Below are 18923 nucleotides of genomic sequence, written 5' to 3'. Positions count from 1 at the left end.
CGGAAGAGCACCGGAAGGACGCACTCGTCCGTCGTCTTGTCGCGGGTCGATCGCCTGCGCGACGGCGGGGGGCAGGTCTCGTCAGTCCCCGATCGGGGCCGCGGTGCCGCTCACCCGGATGCCGGCGTCGGCTCCTGGCGTCACGTCGACGAGCAGGCGGCTCGGGCGGCCCATGTCCTCACCCTGGTGGATCGTCACGCGGGCCGGCGGGGCGACGAGTGCCAGGGAGCGCAGGTACGCGCCGAACGCGGCAGCGGCCGCGCCGGTGGCGGGGTCCTCGAACACCCCGCCGGGCGGGAACGGGTCACGGGCGTGGAAGACGGTGTCGGTCTCGCGCCAGACCAGGTGCACGGTCGTCCAGCCGCGCCGGGCCATGAGGTCGCCGAGCGCGTCCTGGTCGTAGTCCAGGTCGGCGAGCCGCTCACGCGTCGCGGCAGCGAGGACGAGGTGGTCGTTGCCCGCGTTGGCGATGCGCGGCGGGAAGGCCGGGTCCAGTTCGGCGTACTCCCAGTGCAGAGCGGTCAGCGCCGCGGCGAGGTCGGCGTCGTCCGCCGGACGCACCGCCGGGGCGACGCTGGTGAGGGTGGCGAAGACGCGGCCGTCCTCCTCCCGCGTCGCGACCGCGACCTCTCCCGCCGAGGTGCGGAACACCAGGTCTCCCGTCCCCTCGCGCTCGGCCAGCGCGACGGCCGTGGCGATCGTCGCGTGACCGCAGAACGCCACCTCGGCCAGCGGACTGAAGTACCGGATCCGGAAGACCCGCTCCCCGTCCTTCGTCAGGAATGCCGTCTCGGAGTAGCCGACCTCGGCGGCGATCTCCTGCATCCGCGTGTCGTCCATGCCGCGTGCGTCAAGGACGACGCCGGCCGGGTTGCCGCCCTTCCCGTCCACGTCGAAGGCGGTGTAGCGGAGGACGGCCGACGGCAGGTCGCGGCCCTGGCTTTCCAATGCGGTGTTCGTCATGTCCATGATTCTGCTGGGCCGGATACCATCGCGTCCAACGATGAAAATCGATGAAGGGGATCGCATTCTTCGATGGACACCCGTCTGCTCCGGAGCTTCCTCGCGGTCGTCCGCACCGGTGGGATCACGACGGCCGCCGCCGAGCTCGGCTTCGTCCAGTCGACGGTCACCACGCACATCCAAGCGCTCGAGCGCCTCACCGGAACACCCCTGCTCGACCGGCACCCCGGCGGCGTCTCCCCCACGCACGCGGGCACACTGCTCGCCGAGCGGGCCGAGCAGATCCTCGATCTCGAAGACCGCATGCTCGCCGAGCTCACCGCCGACGCCGACCGTCCCGCCGGCCCCGTACGGCTCTGCGCCCCGGAGTCCGTGTGCGCCTACCAGTTGGCACCGCTCCTGCCCAGGCTTCGCGAACGCTTCCCGGACGTCGACCTGTCGTTGTTCCCCGCCGACACCCGCACGGCGCTGACCGCGATCGCCGACCGCCGGGCCGACCTCGCCCTGACCCTGGAGCCGTCGGTGAACACCCCCCAGGCCGATGTCGCGGACCTGGGCGCGCAGGAGCTGTCGCTCGTCGCGCCCGCCACGACGGACCTCCCCCGCGACCGTCCCCTCACGCCGACGGAGCTCGCGGCGACGGGCGTCCTCCTGCTGGAGGAGGGCTGCGCCTACAGCGACGAGCTCGCCGCCCTGATCGCCGCCGCCGGAGCCCCCGTGGCCCGGCCTCGGTTCGGCGGGGTCGAGACGGTGAAACGCTGCGTCGCGGCCGGCCTCGGCGTGGCCCTGCTCCCGACGGTGACCGTCGCCGAGGAGCTCACCGACGGCCAGCTCGTACGCCTCCGGCCGCCGGACGTCGCCGAACAGCGACTCTGGCTAATCCGCCCCCGCTCGCGGTGGGTCTCCCCCGCCGTCCAGGCCGTCCACACCCTGCTGAGCGAAAGCGTCACAACCGCGCCCTGAGGATCGCTCCGGTCAGCGTCGGCCGGTGCGTGGCAGACCGCCGTCCCCGGCTCGGGCGCGGGCGCTGAGAACCGCGCCGGTCAGCTCTTCCGGATCGGCCGCTTCGATGAGTCGCCACCGGCCGCGTACGGGGAGCATCGCCCACCAGTGGCGGGTGTACGGACCGAACCACAACACGGTGTCGGGGAACCGGCGCCGGAGAATCACGGTCAGCTGCGCCTCCGACAACGCGCCGGGCGGCCATGGATCGATGAGCGTCGGTGGCGCGCTCACGCCCTCGTCTCCGGTACGACCCCGTCGAGGCGGAGAACGGCGGCGATCCGGACGGCTGCCGCGTCGATCTCGCTGGCGGGGCCGAGCGCTTCGTACTCGGGTGGCGCGTCCCGGGTGGGGCCGGACCAGACCCACCACCACAGCAGGTGCCCTGTCTCGTCCGCGCGGCACACGACCGCTTGGCGCAGCCCCGGGCTCATCGCTGTGCCCACCGGATCGTCGCCGTCGGGATCGGCCGCCCGGTTGACCGCCCACACCATGGCCGCGCCGACGGCCTCGGCGGCCAGGCCCCGGATGGTCAGGGCGCGGACGAGTCCGCCGACGAGTGGTGTGACCGTAGTGACTTGTCCCGGAATTGTCATTTTGTGCGACCCCGTTCCTCGGATTCCTTCCGATTTCCGGTTACAGAATCACGTGGAGCGGTTACGCTCAGCCACCAACGACAACCAACTGCAAATCACCTCCGCTCCATCGATTTCCACCAGGCCTGGGGGTTGATAACCAGGGAGGTCTCATGGCCCGGCCGCAGCGCGACCTCAGCCCCGACTCACTTATCGGTCATTTCGGCCTGGAGATCCGCACATTCCGTAATGACGCCCGCCTCTCCCAAAGCCAGCTGGCCGACGCGCTCGGCTGCACCGGCCAATGGGTCGGCGCCGTCGAACTCGCCGACAAGGCCCCCTCCGAGGCCTTCGCCCAAGACCTCGACAGCTACTTCCAGACCAACGGCTCCTTCCATCGCCTCTGGAAAACGATCAAACGCGCCCGCCAACGCGCGACCGTTCCCCCATGGTTCGAGCAGTGGATCGGAATCGAACAGAGGGCACGGGTCCTCCGGAACTGGGAACCACTCGTCATACCTGGCCTCCTCCAGACACCGGCGTACGCACGCGCGATGCTCACAGGGAAGCCAGGGATCAGCGATGCGGAGGTGGACCGGCAAGTCGCCGCACGGATCGAGCGCCAACAGATTTTGACGGCCGATAACCCTACCCTCCTATGGGTGATCATCGACGAGAGCGTTCTCCGGCGTCTCGTGGGCAGTTCCCAGACGATGCAGGACCAACTCACAGCCCTCATCGATGCTTCGAATCTTAAGAACGTCACTATACAAGTCGTCCCATTGGGCACCGGGGAAACATCCGGCCTGTCCGGCGCCTTCGTAATCGCGAAGATCGACGGAGACGACGACGCGGTTTACCTGGACGACGCGACTGAAGGACGGGTGACAACTGACTCATCCGAGGTCGCGGATGTCATAGACCGGTATGATGCGATTCGTTCGCAGGCACTCCCAGCCCATGCCAGTCTCGACGTGATCTCGAAGGTGATGAAAGAACAATGGACGCAGACGTGACATTCGCGGAGTGGCGCAAGGCCGGCCGCAGTTCCTCCAATGGCGGCAACTGCGTCGAGGTCGCCGTCGTGGCCATCCGTACGTCCTAAGCCTTCTCTTGGAAGGGCCTGGTGGCTCGTGTCCCCTGTCCGGCCTGCTGTTTTACGGGCGGCTCGGGCAGGGACCCAGGGCGCATGTTTCCATCTCAGGTCGACGAGCCCCTGCGGGAGCTGGCTCCGTTCGTCCACGCCGGGGTGCTCCACGCGATGTCGGACCTCAGCGAGGGCTGGCTTCCGCGACCCCTGTGGTCGTCTCCGTGGAGATGAACGTCTTCAGCTTCTCCTTCCCATACTCCACGGCCGCGTTCCCGCGTTCGAGCAGGTCGGCCTGGTACTCGCCGAGCGCCGACGTCAGGTCGCGCTGGCCGCGCTCGACCTTGGAAAGTCGCGCGGCCAGCCGTACGGCGTCCTGCATGGCGGTGTTCGCGCCGTTGCCACCGCTGGCCAGCGTGAGGTGCGCGGCGTCGCCCAGGAGCGTCACCCGACCGACCGGCCAGGACGGCATCGGCCGGTCGAAGATCCGGGATCGGCCGGCGGCACTCATGTCGGCGGAGCGCACCAGGTCCAGCAGGTCGGGATGCCAGCCGTCGATGAGCTCCAGCACCAGGTCCCGCGCATCCTCGAGACGTGGTCCGGTCGCGGCCGGGTGCCCTGGCGGGACCATCAGCACCCACCTCACGTAGCTCTCCCGGTGGGGCATGTGCAGCTCGGGGGCGAGTTCGGCGGCGGCCTCGGAGGGTTCGCGGTCGAACTGCATGCGGCCCAACATCAGCGTGACCTCAGGGTCCTTGACCATCGTGCCGCGCCCCGGCACAAGCCGTAGGAAGCGGTCGGTGAGGGGCGTACGGCCCATGGCCCCGCAGAGGTCCGAGTCGACGAGCCGGACCTCGGGTGCCAGGTGCCGCCGTACGGCGGAGTTCCCGCCGTCGGCGCCGACGAGGACCTGCCCCGTCGCCTCCGTGCCGTCGGCGAAACGCGCGGTCACGGTTCCGTCGGCTTCGGTGACGCCCGTCAGCCGCTTGCCGTACGCGATCCGGTCCTCCAGCGCGCCGAGCAGGCTGCGCCGCAGCACCTGCCGGTCGATCGCCCGGGCCCCCGCCGGAGGCCCCTCCAGGTCGCTGCTGAGCACGTTCAGCTGCTCGTCGAACATGAACCCCGGCCCGGTCAGGCCTCCGCTGGTGACCTCGACCAGCTCGTAAAGCCGCCGCGGCAGGCTCGCGCGCAGCGCGTCCATGGCGGGCTGCCCAAGCCCGATCCGGTAGCCCTGGAGCCGCTCTTCGGCCCCTTCGTCGGCCTCGTACACCCGCACGTCGATGCCCGCGTGGACGAGCGCGTGCGCGAGCGTCAGCCCGCCGAGCCCCGCCCCGATCACCAGTACCCGGCCCAGATCTTCGGTCATGCCATCCCTCCGCTTTCTAGGTGAACAACGTTCACGTGTACATTGTTCACCTAGATCGAGACGATCTGTCAACCGGCCAGGAGGAGTGCATGGGGCAGCGGCGCACCGAGGTGTTGCAGGCCGCGATCGAGCTGCTCGACGAGGTCGGGCTGGACGGCCTCACCATGCGGCTGCTGGCGGGCCGGCTCGGGGTGCGGGCGAGCGCGCTGTACCGGCACTACCCCAGCAAACAGGCGCTGCTGGACGCGATGGTCGCGCACCTGATCGTCCCGCCGGACGGGGCCGCCCCGCCGATCGAAGGCCCCTGGGACGAGCGGCTTCGCACCGTCGCGATCGGCGCGCGCGAGGTCATGCTGGCGCACCGGGACGGCGCGCGCCTCCTGACCGGCTTCCAGCAGCCGAGCGACGAGGCCGTCGCCGCCTTCGAAGGCCTTGTCGCCGCCTTGGTCGCCGCCGGTCTGTCCGAGGACGGCGCCACCGTCGCCGTAGACGCCGTCATGGCCTACGTCAACGGCTCCACGATGGAAGAACAGGCCCGGAAGGCCGACACCTGGCCTCGCGAGAAGCGCGACCGCGCCTTCCTCGCAGGCCTCGAACTGATCATCACCGGCATCAGAGGTTCACTGCCGTGACCTGGGAGGCCGCGAGGCGGGATCGCTAGGGTGCGGGATATGAGCGCTGTCGCATCGGTGGTCTCTCTCGTCGAACTACTGCGGGGCAACCCCGGGTCCTGCCGGTGGACGGGCGGGTTGAGCCCGGTGGACCTCGCCCGGGCCGAACGGGAGCTCGGCACGCCGCTTCCGCCCTCTTACCGCTGCTTCCTCGCCGAGGTGGGTTCCTGCGAGGTGGACGGCACGGATTTCCTCGGCGTCTACCGGACGCCCGCCATGGGCGACACGCTCCTCGGTACGGTCAGCGGGACGCTCGACGCACGGACGGATCCCCGCTTCCCACCGGACCTGCTGCTCATCCAGTACGACGGGATGGGCGGGCTCGTCTGCCTCGACCTCTCACGCCGGGACCGCGCCGGGGAGGCACCGGTCGTCGTCTGGGACCCGGGCTCGGCCGACCGCGGTGGTCCCGAACGGCTCGCCGCCGACTTCGGCTCGTACGCGCTGCGGCAGTGCACTCAGGCACTCACCAGGGGCGGTTAACCGCCGCGTCGCCCAGAAGACGCGGGCCGTCCACTCGTGATCGGCACAATCCGCACGGCAGATCCACACCGTCCATGGGAGACCTCGGATGAACCGTCGTGCCGTCGCGGCAACCGCCGCCGGAACACTGGCCCTGTCCCTTTCCGGCGCCGGGGTCGCCACCGCCGGCACATCCAACCCCTCGCTGCGGGCGCGGGACGACGTCTACCGGGTACGGGCCGGGCGGTCCCTCGACGTGCGCGGCCACGGTCTGTTCCGGAATGACAGCGGGCGGCCGATCACATTGATCTCGCACACCTCCCCGGCGCACGGGTCGCTGAGCCTGAACCCCGACGGTTCGTTCCGGTACACGCCGGCCGCCGGGTTCACCGGGACCGATACCTTCCGCTACACCGTCAGCGACGCGGTCCGGCTGTACGCCACCCACCTGCCGCCGCTCGCCACGATCGGCGGAGTGAAGGTCACCGCCGGTGCGTACGGTTCCGCGCTCGCCGCCGTGCCCGGTTCGCGGGACGAGTTCTACGGGCTGACCGACCGGGGGCCGAACGTCGACGGCCCGAACGGCGAGAAGATCCTCCCGCTGCCCGGGTTCACCCCGTCCATCGGGCGGTTCCGCCTGCGGGACGGCAAGGCCGTGCTCGAGAGGACGATTCCGCTGCGCGCCGCCGACGGCACCCCGTACTCCGGCCGGGTCAACCCGCAGGCGACCACCGGGGAGAACCTCGTCGACCTGAACGGGAACCCCCTGGCGCCGAGCGCGAGCGGGTACGACTCGGAGGGCCTGGTCGCGATGCGGGACGGGTCCTTCTGGGTGTCGGACGAGTACGGGCCGTTCATCACGCACTTCGACCGGACCGGCCGCGCGATCGAGCGGCTGTCCCCCTTCGACGGCTCCCTTCCCCGCGAACTCGCGAACCGGGTGCCGAACAAGGGCATGGAAGGGCTGACCATCACCCCCGACGGCAGGACGCTCGTCGGCATCATGCAGTCGGCGCTGCAGCAGCCCGACGTGACCGCCAAGCCGAAGAACATCACGACGCTGCGCATCGTGACGTACGACCTGCGCACGCGGGCGACGCACGAGTACGTCTACCTGCTCGACGACCCGAAGAAGAACAGCGGGGCGGTCAGCGAGATCACCGCGCTGTCCAACACGAGGTTCCTCGTCGACGAGCGTGACGGGAACATGGAGCCGGGCGCGTACAAGAGGCTCTTCACGATCGACCTGGCGGGCGCGACGGACGTCGGGCCGCGGGCGTCCGTGCCCGGCGCCGTGTACGACGCGGCCAAGGGCGGGCTGCTCGTCGGCGCGGGCCACAAGACGATCGACGCGTACGTCGGCTCGGACGACACCGCGACGTCACGGTCGGACCTGGCCACCGTCGGCGTCACGCCGGTCGGCAAGAGCCTCGGCCTCGACCTCGGCGGGCTGCTGACCGGCCTGGACCCGACCGGCGGCTTCTTCGGGCACGACAAGATCGAGGGCGTCGCCACGACCGACGGCGGGCGCACGCTCGTGATCAGCAACGACAGCGACTTCGGCGTCGACGGCGTCACGAACGCCACGCCCCCGTACGCCCTGCACGTCAAGACGCTGCCCGACGGCCGGCAGGACGACGGCGAGTACCTCGCGATCGACACGACCCGGCTGCCCGCGGCCACGAGCACCGCCACCGTGACCATCACGGTGAACGGCGGCTGACGCGGCCCCGCTCAGCCCAAGCAGCTGACGCGGCCCCGCTCAGCCCAAGCAGCTGACACGGCCCCGCTCAGCCCAAGCGGCTGACGCGCGGCCGGTCGGCCCAGGCGGCTGAGGCGACCCGGTCAGTCCTCCAGGAACGCCGTCAGCGCGCGGGCGAGGAGGTACGGGTCGTCGGCGCCGCACAGCTCGCGCGCGGAGTGCATGGACAGGATCGGCACGCCGACGTCGACCGTGGTGATGCCGTGGCGGGCGGCGGTGATCGGGCCGATGGTCGTCCCGCACGGCATCGCGTTGTTCGACACGAACGCCTGCACGGGCACCCCGGCGCGGTCGCACGCGGCGGTGAAGACGCCGCGGCCGACCCCGTCGGTGGCGTACCGCTGGTTGACGTTGACCTTGAGGATCGGCCCGTGGTTCGGCATCGGGCGGTGGGTCGGGTCGTGGCGCTCGGGGTAGTTCGGGTGGACGGCGTGGCCGGTGTCGGCGGAGACGCAGATCGTGCCGGCGAACGCCCGCGCGCGGTCGTCGTACGAGCCGCCCCGCGCGTAGACCGACCGCTCGAGGATCGCTCCGAGCAGCGGGCCGCCCGCGCCGGTGTCGGCCTCGCTGCCGTTCTCCTCGTGGTCGAACGCCGCGAGGACGGGGATGTACGGCAGGTCGGGTGAGGCGGCGGCCGCGGCGAGCGCGGCGGTGGCCGCGTGCACCGACAGCTGGTTGTCGAGCCGCGCGGCGGCCAGGAACTCCTGGTCGCGGCCGAGGTACGCGGGCGGCTGCACGTCGTGCGTCATCAGGTCCCAGCCGACGATCGCCGACGCCTCGACCCCCGCCTCCTCCGCGACGAACCTGATCAGCGCGCCCTCGTCGACCGCGCCGAGGGCCCAGATCGGCTGCGTGTGCCGCTGCCGGTCCAGCTGGAGGCCCTTCTCCCCGATGGACCGGTCGAGGTGGATGGCCAGCTGCGGCACTCGCAGCAGCGGCCGGTCGACGGCGATCAGGCGCGTACTGCCGTCGCGCAGCGCGATCCGGCCGGACAGGCCGAGGTCGCGGTCGAGCCAGCTGTTGAGCAACGGCCCGCCGTAGATCTCCACGGCGACCTGCCGCCAGCCGTACGCACCGGAGTCCGGGAGCGGCTTGACCCGCAGGTTCGGTGAGTCGGTGTGCGCGCCGGCGATCCGGAACGGGGTCTCGGGGCGCGCGTGTTCCGGGACGTACCAGGCGACGATCGCCCCGCCGCGTACGACATAGCGCCCGCCCGCCTCGCCGGTCCAGGCGTCCGTCTCTGCCACCTGCCGGAACCCGGCCTTCTCCAGGCGCTCGGCCGCGCTCGCCACCGCGTGGTACGGGGACGGGCTGGCGGCGATGAAGTCGGCGAGGTCGTCGGTGTGGCCGCGATCGAAGCGGGACTGGGCGCTCATGAGACCAAGGATAGGGAGGGCCGGACGGACGGTGGTGTAGGCAGCACCACCATCGCCCGGTGGTCACCTCCCGCCGGGCCGGGGGTTCACCGGCTGGGGCGCGGGTCCCCGGATTTCTACCGTCATCAGCGAGGACATAAACCCGCCGGATGGTGAAGGGGACCCCCCATGAAGGACAACGTGGCCGCGCGATTGGGCGGCTGGAGCGCCCGCCATAGAAAGACCGCGATCTTCGGGTGGCTGCTGTTCGTGGTCGCGGCCGTGCTCATCGGCGGCATGGCCGGGCAGAAGCAGCTGACCAACGCCGAGCAGGGCACCGGCGACTCCGGGCGCGCGGTCCGCATCCTGGAGGACGCGGGCATCAAGAGCCCCGCCACCGAGATGGTGCTCGTGCACAGCGCCGCTCCGGACGGGTTCCGCGCGGCGATCCCGGACGTGACCCGCGCGATCCGCGGCAGCGGCCGGGCCGCGACCGTACGCGAACCGCTGATCTCCCGCGATCGTCGGGACGCGCTGGTGCAGTTCGACATGGCGGGCGACCCGAAGACGGCGGCCGACCGGGTCGCGCCGGTCCAGGCCGCGGTGGCGCAGGCCGGGGCCCGGCATCCGGAGGTCCGGGTGGAGGAGTTCGGGGACGCGTCCGGTGAGCGGTGGTTCAACAAGACGCTGGGCGAGGACTTCTCCCGCGCCGAGCTGACCGCCGTGCCGCTGGCGCTGGGCATCCTGCTGGTCGCCTTCGCGGCACTGCTCGCCGCCGTCATGCCGGTGGCCATCGCGCTGACCGCGTTCCTCGCGGCGAACGGACTGCTCGCCGTCGTCAGCCACGCCATGCACATGGACGGTTCGGCGAACTCGGTGATGCTGCTGATGGGCCTCGCCGTCGGCGTCGACTACTGCCTGTTCTACCTGCGCCGGGAGCGTGAGGAGCGCGCCGCCGGACGGGACAGGGAGACCGCGCTGCGCATCGCCGCCGCGACGTCCGGCCGGTCGGTGCTGGTGTCCGGGCTGACGGTCATGGTGGCGATGGCCGGGATGTTCCTGTCCGGGATGCTGCTGTTCGAGGGCTTCGCGGTCGCGACGATCCTCGTGGTGCTCATCGCGATGATCGGCTCCGTCACGGTCCTGCCCGCCCTGCTGTCGCTGCTGGGCGACAAGGTGGAGTTCGGGCGCATCCCGTTCCTGCACCGCAGGCGGTCGACCCCCCGACTCTGGAACGCGGTGCTGCGCCCCGTCCTGGCCCGCCCCGGCATCGCCGCCGCGCTGGCCGCCGCCTTCCTCCTCGCCCTGGCCGCCCCGGCGCTCGGCATGCACACCGAGAAGCTCCGGATGGAGCAGCAGCTCCCGAAGAACGCCGCCCTGATCCAGACCTACCACCACATCAACGCGGCCTTCCCCGGCGGCCCCGACCCCGCCCTCATCGTGGTCAAGGCGCCGGACGTCCAGGCGCCGCGCGTACGGCAGGCGATCCGGTCGCTGCAGGACGCCGCGCGGCAGAGCGGGGAGTTCGGCCGGCCGGTCCGTACGCAGGTCCACGCGGCGGCGAACGTCGCCACGATCAGCGTGCCGCTGGCCGGGAACGGCTCCGACGCCACGTCACGGCACGCCCTCGCGACCCTGCGGCAGCGCCTGGTACCCGCGGCGTTCGGCGGGGTCGCCGAGGCGCACGTCACCGGCACCCTGGCCTCCTCGACCGACTGGAACACCCAGCTGCGGCACAGCATCGTGCCGGTCTTCGTCTTCGTGCTGAGCATCACGTTCGTGCTGATGCTCATCTCGTTCCGCTCGATCCCGATCGCCGCCACCGCGATCGTGCTCAACCTGCTGTCGGTGGGCGCGGCGTACGGGGTGATGGTGGCGATGTTCCAGCACGGGTGGGGCGCGAGTCTCGTCGGCACCCATGGCGTCGGGGCGATCGAGTCCTGGCTGCCGCTGTTCGTCTTCGTCGTGCTGTTCGGGCTGTCGATGGACTACCACGTGTTCGTCGTGTCCCGGATCCGCGAGGCCCACGACCGCGGCACGCCGACGACGCAGGCGGTGGCGCAGGGCATCCGCGCGACGGCCGGGGCCGTGACCAGCGCGGCCGTCATCATGGTCGCGGTGTTCGCCGTCTTCGGCACCCTGTCGATGCAGGACTTCAAGCAGATGGGGGTCGGGCTGTCCATCGCCGTGCTGCTGGACGCGACGATCGTCCGCGCGGTGCTGCTCCCGGCCGTGATGAGCCTGCTCGGCGAGGCGAACTGGTACCTCCCGCGGTGGCTGTCCTGGCTGCCCGGCCTCACCCACGGCGAGACGTCGGTCACAGCGGAGCCTGCCGCGACACCACCGGCATACGTCCCCACCAGCGGCTGAACGAGACGCTGGGACCTGAGGCTCAATCCGCGTTCCGCGGATTGAGCCTGAGGCCTCTGTTCTGGTCACCGGCCGCAAAGAAGCATGTGATCCGCCGTTCGGACGTCGGCCATGTCGGCGTACGTCCGAACGCGCTGAATCCCGCACCTTCCTGGAAAGGAACTCATGCGTAAGCTTGCGCTTCTTGGGACCACCCTCGCCGCCGGCGCCCTCCTCACCACGCTGGGCGCCACGGGCGCCCAGGCCTCGCCGATCACGGCTCAGAGCTCGTCCTACGTCAAGTGCGGCAAGTCCAACGTCCACTTCACGTGGAAAGAGGGCTGGAGCTCCACCAAGATCTACTTCAACAACCACTGCACCAAGGGCAAGCTGATCCGGGCTGCCGTGGTGAGCCGCAACTACCGCGTGGACCACTACCAGTACTGGTGCCGCCCGCTGGACACGCACGGCGGGACCAAGGGCAACAAGAAGTTCGGCAGCCCGGACGACGGCTACCACGTGTGGAAGGTCCTCGCCGGCCACAAGAACAAGTACTGCAAGGTGCACTGAGCCGCGCCTGTCCCCCAACGCCCTGGTCGCCGTCGGTCGCGACCGGGGCGTTTCCGCGTCTTCGCCAGGGACCTATCCGAGCGCGAGGGCGGCCCAGGGCGACGTTGACGATCGAGCCGGGAGCAGATCGTGTGGCTTTGCACCGTAGCTGGCCAATGGCGGACATTCGGCCCCATAGCGCCCATGCGGCAATGCGGTCTACCGTTCTGCGCAGCCCGGGCCTCATTTCGCACAAAGGGGTGACCGAATTTGCCCTCGCCACGCTCGATCATGTTGGCCGCACTCGCGTTGACCGTCGGAACGGCCCTCCCCGGACACGCTCTCGCCGCGACGGCCTCTCTCCCCCAGGGCACGCAGAGTGATGCCGCCTACGCGGCGAGCTTCGCCGCCCATCACGTCCAGGCAGTCGACGCCACAACCCAGAAGACCAGCTGCTACCGCCCGGAGGTCCCGTACTTCACCGATAACGGCCCCGTCGACGGATATACCGGAATGTCCGCCTGCCCGGGAGCCACCACGGGAGAGGACACCGGCGCGGCCGGTCCATACGCCACCCAGGTCGGCAGCAACCCCGGATATCCCGCGGCCACCCCCATGCTCGTGAAGGACCACAGCGAGTCCGACATCCGGGTCGATCCGACCGACCCGAAGCACCTGATCGGCTCGTCGAAGTGGATCGTCAGCGCCGAGGGCTACAACCATCAACTCGGGTTCTACGAGTCGTTCGACGGCGGATCCACCTGGCCGGTCCAGGGGCATGTTCCCGGCACCGAGGGCTGGACCGACACGACCGATCCGATCGGCGCCTTCGACGGCTTCGGCAACTACTACTCCTTCCTCCTGCCCTACCAGTTCTTCTACAACGACGACGGCAGCCACAACTTCAAGACCAACCCGAACCTCGAGCCGAACCCGGCCCTGCCCGCCGAGGCCGTCTCGGTGGCGGTGCGCCCGCACGGCTCCACGAAGGCCGGCCAGTGGCTGACGACCCGCGACGGTCACCCCGACTACGTCGCGACCTACGACAGCATGGGCAACGAGCCCGACAAGCAGTGGATGGCCATCGACACGAACCCGTCCAGTCCGCACTACAACCGCGTGTACCTGATGTGGGTCGACTTCCACGAGCCGACGCCGGTGCCGTACGTGTCCTACGCCGACGCGCACGCGGACGGCACGCATACCGCCTGGTCGGTGCCCAAGCGGTTGCCGGCCGGCTCGATGCAGCCGGGCGGCGACACGTACCTCCTGCCGCACATCGCCCCCGACGGCACGGTCTACACGACCCTGACCGCGGCACCGGTGAACGGCGGGCACACCACCGACACGATCGGTGTCGACGTGTCCACCGACGGGGGCGCGAGCTGGTCCGGTCCCTCGATCGTGGCGTCGGGCATCGTCCCGCCGGGCGCCACCTACGCCAACACCACCTTCCGCGACGGAATCGAGAACACCTTCACGGTCGGCACGGTCAAGGTCGGCGGGCACTATCCGCTGTACGCCTCCTGGGAGGACTACGGCTCCGGCGTGGACGACGTCGTCCTGTCGATGTCCACCGACGAAGGCAGGACCTGGTCGGCTCCGATCAAGGTCAATGACAACACCGGGCGGGCCGACGAGTTCCAGCCGAACCTCGCGGTCGCTCCGGACGGCACCGTCAGCGTGGCCTTCTACGACCGGAGACTGCCGTGCCCGGCGTCCGGAAGCGCCGAGGCGACCGCGGCCGGCCTGTCGCTCGACACCGTCAACCCGAACTACGGCGGCTCCCTGCCGCCCTACGGCGCGGCGAACTACTGCGTCAACACGAGCATCCAGTTCTACACGGCGGTGCTCCAGCCGAAGGGGCACAACATCCGGATGTCCGAGCACACCTGGGATCCGCAGCTGAACTCGCCGCATTCCGGGAGCGCCACCGGGACCACGACCTTCCTCGGCGACTACTTCGGGAACATCACCGCCGGATCGGCGCAGGTGACCACCTCGGTCAGCACGTACGACGACGGCACGAATCCGCACCACTACCAGCAGCAGATCGTCGCCCGCGTACCGATCCCGTGACCGGGCCGCGGCCGGGCGCGCAGATGGCGCGCCCCGGCCGCGCACGCCGTCCGGACGGCCGCCTTGTTCAGAGGGACAGGGCGGCCAGGGCGGCGTTGACGATGGAGCCCGGGAGCAGGTCGTGCAGCTCGTACAGCTCGGCGATCGCCCCGGACTGGCCGAACTGGTCGACGCCGAGCGGCACGCACGACACGCCGAAGACCGAGCCGAGCCAGGCGAGCGCGTGCGACGCGGCGTCGTGGACGGTGACGATCGGCGCCCGGACCGGGAAGGCGGCGCGGAGCGCGCCCGCCTCCGAGGGGGTCGTGGCCGTGCGGACGCCCTGGCGCAGGGTCCGCTGCCACGCGGAGTAGAGCCGGTCCGGGGAGGTCACGTCGACGACGTGCGCGGCGATGCCCTCCTCTTCCAGCTCACGGGCGGCGGCCAGCGCCTCGGGCAGGACGGCGCCCGAGGCGGCCAGTTGCACGGCCGGGCCGTCGACCTCCGACCGGTGCAGCAGGTACGCCCCGGCGAGCACCTGGCGGCGCAGCACCGCGTCCCCGAGCCGCTCCCGCGCCTGCTCGAACGGCGTCTGGTCCAGGGGGCGGGTGGTCAGGCGGAAGTAGTACGCGCCGTCCTCGGCCGGGACCGCGGTGGTCGTCTCGGCCGGGCCGGCGGCGATCCGGCCCAGCGCGTCGCACAGCAGCCAGTCCAGGGCGGTGGCGTAGGCGGGCTCGACGTACGTGACGTTGGGGAGCTCGAGCCCGATCGACGCGGTGATCGTCGACTGGTGCGCCCCGCCCTCCGGCGCGAGCGTCACCCCCGACGGCGTGCCCGCGACGACGAACCGCGCCCCGGAGTAGACGCTGTAGATGAAGGCGTCCAGGCCCCGGCAGACGAACGGGTCGTACACCGTGCCGACCGGCAGCAGCGGCTGCCCGTGCAGGTCACCGGCGAGCCCGAGCTGGCCGAGGAGGAGGAAGAGGTTCATCTCCGAGATGCCCAGCTCGATGTGCTGGCCCGTCGGCCCCTCGGTCCACTTCAGCAGCGGATCCACGCTCCACGCCCGCTGCTCGGCGGGCGCGAACACGCCCGTGCGATTGATGAACCCGGCGAGGTTGGTCGAGGTGGCGACGTCCGGCGCGGTCGTGACCAGGTACGGCGCGACCTCCTCGGCCCGGGACAGGTCGACGAGGATCTTGCCGAAGGCGTCCTGGGTCGAGACGGGCCGCGACGTCCGTACCCCGGTCGCCGCCGGAACGGCCACGCCGAGCGCGCCGGGGGCGGGCGTACGGCGCAGGGCCTCACGCCGCTGGTTGGACAGGATGCCCTCGGGGGTCGCCGGGTCGAACCGGGCCCACTCGTCGCCGGGCACCCGCAGGGAGCCGCGCAGCGCGTCGATCTGCTCGCCGGTGAGCAGGGCGGAGTGGTTGCGCGGGTTCCCGGCGATCGGCAGGCCGTGGCCCTTGACCGTGTACGCGAACACGACGCTGGGCCGGTCGGTGACCGCGTCGCACTGGGCGTACGCCTCCAGCATGGCGACCAGGTCGTGGCCGCCGAGGTCCTGGACGAGCCCGGCGAACTCGTCGTCGGGGACGTCCGCGACGGCGGCGGCGACCTCGGCGGGCGCACCGTCCAGGAACGTCTCGCGCAGCTTCGCGCCGGTGAGCCCGAACAGCGCCTGGTAGTGCTCGTTCGGCATCGCGTCGATCCAGCCGCGCACGGCGGCGGGCGCCTCGCACAGCCGCCGGCCGTACTTCACCTCGACGACGTGCCAGCCGGCCGCCTCGAACTGCCCGCGCCACTGGGCGATCCGCACGCCGGGCACGACGCGGTCCAGCGACTGCCGGTTGAAGTCGACGACCCACATGACGTTTCCGAGACCCTGGGTGGCCGGGTCGGCGATGGCCTCCCAGACGTTGCCCTCGTCGAGCTCGGCGTCGCCGAGCAGCGCGACGAACCGCGCCTTCGCGGCGGACTCGCCCCGCCAATGGGCGTCGACGTAGCGGCGGACGGCCGCGGCGAACAGCGGCGCCGCCGCGCCCAGGCCCACCGAGCCGGTCGAGAAGTCGACGTCGTCGGGGTCCTTGGTGCGGCTCGGGTACGACTGCAGGCCGCCGCGGGCGCGCAGGGTCGTGAGGTAGGAGCGGTCAAGGTCGCCGAGGAGGTACTTGATCGCGTGGAACACCGGAGAGGCGTGCGGCTTGACGCTCACCCGGTCCTCGGCGTTCAGGTGCGCGAACCACAGCGCGGTCATCGCGGTGACGAGCGAGGCGCTCGACGCCTGGTGCCCGCCGACCTTCACTCCGTCGCCCGTGTCGCGCTCCCGGTTGGCCGCGTCGACGATGCGCACGGCCAGCCAGAGCACCCGGCGCTGGATCTCCTCCAGCACGTGCACATCCACACCCGCGATGACGTCCTTGTCGCGAACATCGACCATGTCAGCCCCTTAGCGGAGTAGTACCCGGCGTGGGATGGGACCTGAGACCCAATCCCACGATCGGAAGTTGAGCCGTTGGATTCTTTTCCGACACTCCAGCGTGAGCCAGCATTTCACCGTCACGCGCGCCCCGGTCCCACGGGGGCGCGTCCGGCGTCGTCCACCCGCTCGGGAAGGAACTCATGCGCTCCCTCAAGCTCCTCGGAACCACCGCCGCAGCAGGCTTCGCGGTTGCCCTCCTAGGCGCTCCGGCACAGGCCGCCCCTGCCGCCAAGAGCACACCGATCACGATCCAGGGCAAGTCGGCCATCCACTGCGGCAAGGGCTACGGCGGCAACAAGACCGTGACCTTCTCCTGGAAGCAGGCCACCTACAGCACCACCTTCTACTTCAACGACCACTGCACCAAGGGCAAGCTGATCACCGCTGCCGTGGTGACGCGCCACAACTTCAGCGGTCACTGGAAGTACCTGTGCATTCCCCTGGACACCCACGGCCAGACCCACGGGAAGAAGAAGTTCGAGCCGAGGTACAAGGTGTGGCAGGTCCTGCGCGGCCACTCGAACAAGTACTGCAAGGTCAAGTAGGCCCGCGGCCTCGCCGAAGCGGTCAGGCGGCCGGACGCTCAGCGGAACAGGGCGGCGTATCCGTTGAGCGCCGGTTGCCCGCCCAGGTGCGCGTAGAGGACGTTCGATCCCGCCTCGATCTCGCCGTTCGCCACGAGATCGACGAGGCCTGCCATCGATTTGCCCTCGTACACCGGGTCGGTGATCATCCCTTCGAACCGCGCGGCGAGCCGCATCGCCTCCAGGGTCTGCTCGTCGGGGATGCCGTACGTCCCGGCGTGGTACCGCTCGTCGAGAATGACCTCGTCGTCGCGGACCTCCGTGCCGATCAGCGAGGCGGTGTTCCGAGCGATACGGGTGATCTGGTCGTGCGTCTCCTTCGGCTTGGCGGAGCCGTCGATGCCGATGATCCGCCGCCCCTTCCCCGCGAAACCGGCGACCATCCCGGCCTGGGTGCTGCCCGTCACCGAGCAGACGACGATGGTGTCGAAGAGGACGCCCAGCTCGCGCTCCTGCTCCTCGACCTCGCGCGCCCAGCCGGCGAAGCCGAGGCCGCCGAGGCGGTGGTCCGACGCGCCCGCCGGGATGGCGTACGGCTTGCCGCCGCGATCACGGACGTCCTGCAGGGCCTTCTCCCAGCTCTCCTTGAACTCGATGCCGAAACCGGCCTCGACCAGCCGGACGTCGGCGCCGAGCAGGCGCGACAGCAGGATGTTGCCGACCCGGTCGTAGACGGCGTCGGGCCATTCCACCCAGCTCTCCTGCACCAGGACGCACTTCAGGCCGAGCCGGGCGGCGACGGCGGCGACCTGCCGGGTGTGGTTGGACTGCACGCCGCCGATCGACACGAGCGTGTCGCAGCCCTGGGCGAGCGCGTCGGCGACCAGGTACTCGAGCTTGCGCGTCTTGTTGCCGCCGTAGGCGAGCCCGGAGTTGCAATCCTCCCGCTTGGCCCACAGGTTCACCGCGCCGCCGAGGTGCTCGGTCAGCCGGGGCAGCGGGTGCACCGGCGAGGGCTCGAACAGCAGCCGCTCGCGGGGGAAGTCGTCCAGCGTCGTCATGAGGTCTCCTTGTCGAGAAGGTCGCCGAGCGTGGCCCAGATCTCGGCGGTGGCGGCCACGGCCGCCTCGGCGTCGCCCGCGGCGCAGGCGTTGATCAGGCGGTCGTGCAGAGTGATCGAGCGCCGCCCCGGAAGGGAGCCGAACCGCAGCCGCTCCAGCCGCCGGATCAGCGGCAGGTAACGCTCGATCGTCGCGGCCACCGCGCGGTTGCCCGCCGCGGCCACGGGGACGTCGTGCAGTTCGTCGTCGGCGGCCAGCGCGGCCTGGACGTCGCCGGTGTCCAGGGCGGCGGCGAACCGCGCGTTGGCCGCGCGCATCGTCTCGATGTGCCGCTCCGTCAGGACCGGCACCGCCGTGCGCACGGCCAGCTCGTGCATGGCCCGGACGACGACGTACGCGTCGCGGACGTCGCGCACCACGAGCGGGGTGACGCGGGTGTAGGCGTGCGGCTTGGTCTCAATGAGTCCTTCGTCCGCGAGGCGGGCGAGCGCCTCGCGGACCGGCGTGCGCGACAGGCCGACCCGCTCGGCCAGCTCGCCGTCCCGGATGATCTCCCCGGGCGCCAGGTCGCCATCGACGATCGCGTCGCGCAGCATGCAGTACGCCTGGTCGCGGAGCAGGGAGCGGTCGAGCCGGGGAAGCCGTTCTGAGGGCATA

Annotated in this window: 18 protein-coding genes; 10 read left to right on the top strand and 8 right to left on the bottom strand. The window is 70.8% G+C overall.

Translation table 11 applies throughout. The features are described 5' to 3' along the window. Nucleotides 1-81 precede the first annotated feature (81 nt). Complete coding sequence (locus tag AB0I04_RS37930; protein WP_360896116.1) at nucleotides 82-963, bottom strand: PhzF family phenazine biosynthesis isomerase; 882 nt, start codon at nucleotides 961-963, stop codon at nucleotides 82-84. A gap of 72 nt (nucleotides 964-1035) precedes the next feature. Here AB0I04_RS37930 and AB0I04_RS37925 point away from each other — a divergent pair, with 72 nt between their 5' ends. Further along, on the top strand, nucleotides 1036-1926 hold the full coding sequence (locus AB0I04_RS37925; RefSeq protein ID WP_360896113.1) for a LysR family transcriptional regulator: 891 nt from the start codon (nucleotides 1036-1038) through the stop codon (nucleotides 1924-1926). A gap of 12 nt (nucleotides 1927-1938) precedes the next feature. Here AB0I04_RS37925 and AB0I04_RS37920 read toward each other — a convergent pair whose 3' ends face one another. Together AB0I04_RS37920 and AB0I04_RS37915 are read right to left on the bottom strand one after the other, a co-directional pair. After that, on the bottom strand, nucleotides 1939-2199 hold the full coding sequence (locus AB0I04_RS37920; RefSeq protein WP_360896110.1) for a hypothetical protein: 261 nt from the start codon (nucleotides 2197-2199) through the stop codon (nucleotides 1939-1941). Next, complete coding sequence (locus AB0I04_RS37915; protein ID WP_360896107.1) at nucleotides 2196-2561, bottom strand: hypothetical protein; 366 nt, start codon at nucleotides 2559-2561, stop codon at nucleotides 2196-2198. Before AB0I04_RS37915 ends, AB0I04_RS37920 begins: the two co-directional genes overlap by 4 nt. A 152-nt stretch (nucleotides 2562-2713) precedes the next feature. On the opposite strand from AB0I04_RS37915, the gene AB0I04_RS37910 reads away from it, so the two are divergent. Both AB0I04_RS37910 and AB0I04_RS37905 read left to right on the top strand, forming a co-directional pair. After that, nucleotides 2714-3556: a helix-turn-helix transcriptional regulator gene (locus AB0I04_RS37910; RefSeq protein ID WP_360896104.1), complete on the top strand. Its 843-nt coding sequence runs from the start codon at nucleotides 2714-2716 to the stop codon at nucleotides 3554-3556. Then, a complete protein-coding gene (locus tag AB0I04_RS37905) occupies nucleotides 3553-3645 on the top strand; it encodes a DUF397 domain-containing protein (RefSeq protein ID WP_360896101.1) in 93 nt (30 codons plus the stop codon). Before AB0I04_RS37910 ends, AB0I04_RS37905 begins: the two co-directional genes overlap by 4 nt. Nucleotides 3646-3811: 166 nt before the next feature. Here the strand turns inward: AB0I04_RS37905 and AB0I04_RS37900 are convergent, their stop codons facing one another. Continuing rightward, nucleotides 3812-4993, bottom strand: coding sequence for an NAD(P)/FAD-dependent oxidoreductase (locus tag AB0I04_RS37900; protein WP_360896098.1), 1182 nt, complete (start codon nucleotides 4991-4993; stop codon nucleotides 3812-3814). A gap of 89 nt (nucleotides 4994-5082) precedes the next feature. Between AB0I04_RS37900 and AB0I04_RS37895 the strand changes: the two genes are divergently transcribed. From AB0I04_RS37895 to AB0I04_RS37885, 3 genes are all read left to right on the top strand, one after another. Beyond that, nucleotides 5083-5625, top strand: a complete 543-nt coding sequence (locus AB0I04_RS37895) for a TetR/AcrR family transcriptional regulator C-terminal domain-containing protein (RefSeq protein WP_360896095.1) — start codon at nucleotides 5083-5085, stop codon at nucleotides 5623-5625. Between the two features lie 39 nt (nucleotides 5626-5664). Beyond that, a complete protein-coding gene (locus AB0I04_RS37890; protein ID WP_360896092.1) occupies nucleotides 5665-6147 on the top strand; it encodes an SMI1/KNR4 family protein in 483 nt (160 codons plus the stop codon). 88 nt (nucleotides 6148-6235) lie between these two features. Beyond that, on the top strand, nucleotides 6236-7849 hold the full coding sequence (locus AB0I04_RS37885; protein ID WP_360896090.1) for an esterase-like activity of phytase family protein: 1614 nt from the start codon (nucleotides 6236-6238) through the stop codon (nucleotides 7847-7849). 122 nt (nucleotides 7850-7971) lie between these two features. Here the strand turns inward: AB0I04_RS37885 and AB0I04_RS37880 are convergent, their stop codons facing one another. Further along, on the bottom strand, nucleotides 7972-9264 hold the full coding sequence (locus AB0I04_RS37880) for a M18 family aminopeptidase (RefSeq protein WP_360896087.1): 1293 nt from the start codon (nucleotides 9262-9264) through the stop codon (nucleotides 7972-7974). Nucleotides 9265-9432: 168 nt separating this feature from the next. On the opposite strand from AB0I04_RS37880, the gene AB0I04_RS37875 reads away from it, so the two are divergent. From AB0I04_RS37875 to AB0I04_RS37865, 3 genes are all read left to right on the top strand, one after another. After that, the gene (locus AB0I04_RS37875) at nucleotides 9433-11613 is read left to right on the top strand and encodes an MMPL family transporter (RefSeq protein ID WP_360896084.1); all 2181 of its coding nucleotides are present in this window, start codon (nucleotides 9433-9435) and stop codon (nucleotides 11611-11613) included. A 165-nt stretch (nucleotides 11614-11778) separates the two neighbouring features. Continuing rightward, a complete protein-coding gene (locus AB0I04_RS37870) occupies nucleotides 11779-12162 on the top strand; it encodes a hypothetical protein (RefSeq protein ID WP_360896081.1) in 384 nt (127 codons plus the stop codon). A 288-nt stretch (nucleotides 12163-12450) separates the two neighbouring features. Continuing rightward, nucleotides 12451-14220: a sialidase family protein gene (locus AB0I04_RS37865; protein ID WP_360896079.1), complete on the top strand. Its 1770-nt coding sequence runs from the start codon at nucleotides 12451-12453 to the stop codon at nucleotides 14218-14220. Between the two features lie 67 nt (nucleotides 14221-14287). Here the strand turns inward: AB0I04_RS37865 and AB0I04_RS37860 are convergent, their stop codons facing one another. Continuing rightward, nucleotides 14288-16639, bottom strand: a complete 2352-nt coding sequence (locus AB0I04_RS37860; RefSeq protein ID WP_360896077.1) for a transketolase C-terminal domain-containing protein — start codon at nucleotides 16637-16639, stop codon at nucleotides 14288-14290. Nucleotides 16640-16821: 182 nt separating this feature from the next. Here AB0I04_RS37860 and AB0I04_RS37855 point away from each other — a divergent pair, with 182 nt between their 5' ends. Continuing rightward, on the top strand, nucleotides 16822-17226 hold the full coding sequence (locus AB0I04_RS37855) for a hypothetical protein (RefSeq protein ID WP_360896074.1): 405 nt from the start codon (nucleotides 16822-16824) through the stop codon (nucleotides 17224-17226). A 38-nt stretch (nucleotides 17227-17264) separates the two neighbouring features. Here AB0I04_RS37855 and AB0I04_RS37850 read toward each other — a convergent pair whose 3' ends face one another. Next, nucleotides 17265-18266 carry a 1-aminocyclopropane-1-carboxylate deaminase gene (locus AB0I04_RS37850; protein ID WP_360896071.1) on the bottom strand — a complete coding sequence of 334 codons (1002 nt, stop codon included), beginning with the start codon at nucleotides 18264-18266 and terminating at the stop codon, nucleotides 17265-17267. Next, complete coding sequence (locus tag AB0I04_RS37845) at nucleotides 18263-18922, bottom strand: GntR family transcriptional regulator (RefSeq protein WP_360896068.1); 660 nt, start codon at nucleotides 18920-18922, stop codon at nucleotides 18263-18265. The genes AB0I04_RS37850 and AB0I04_RS37845 overlap by 4 nt, the downstream gene beginning before the upstream one ends. Between the last annotated feature and the right edge of the window lies 1 nt (nucleotide 18923).

Source organism: Actinoallomurus sp. NPDC050550, assembly GCF_040655075.1.
GTDB lineage: Bacteria > Actinomycetota > Actinomycetes > Streptosporangiales > Streptosporangiaceae > Actinoallomurus.
The sequence above is the reverse complement of the archived record's forward strand: the minus strand, read 5'-3'. Positions and strand labels throughout refer to the sequence as shown.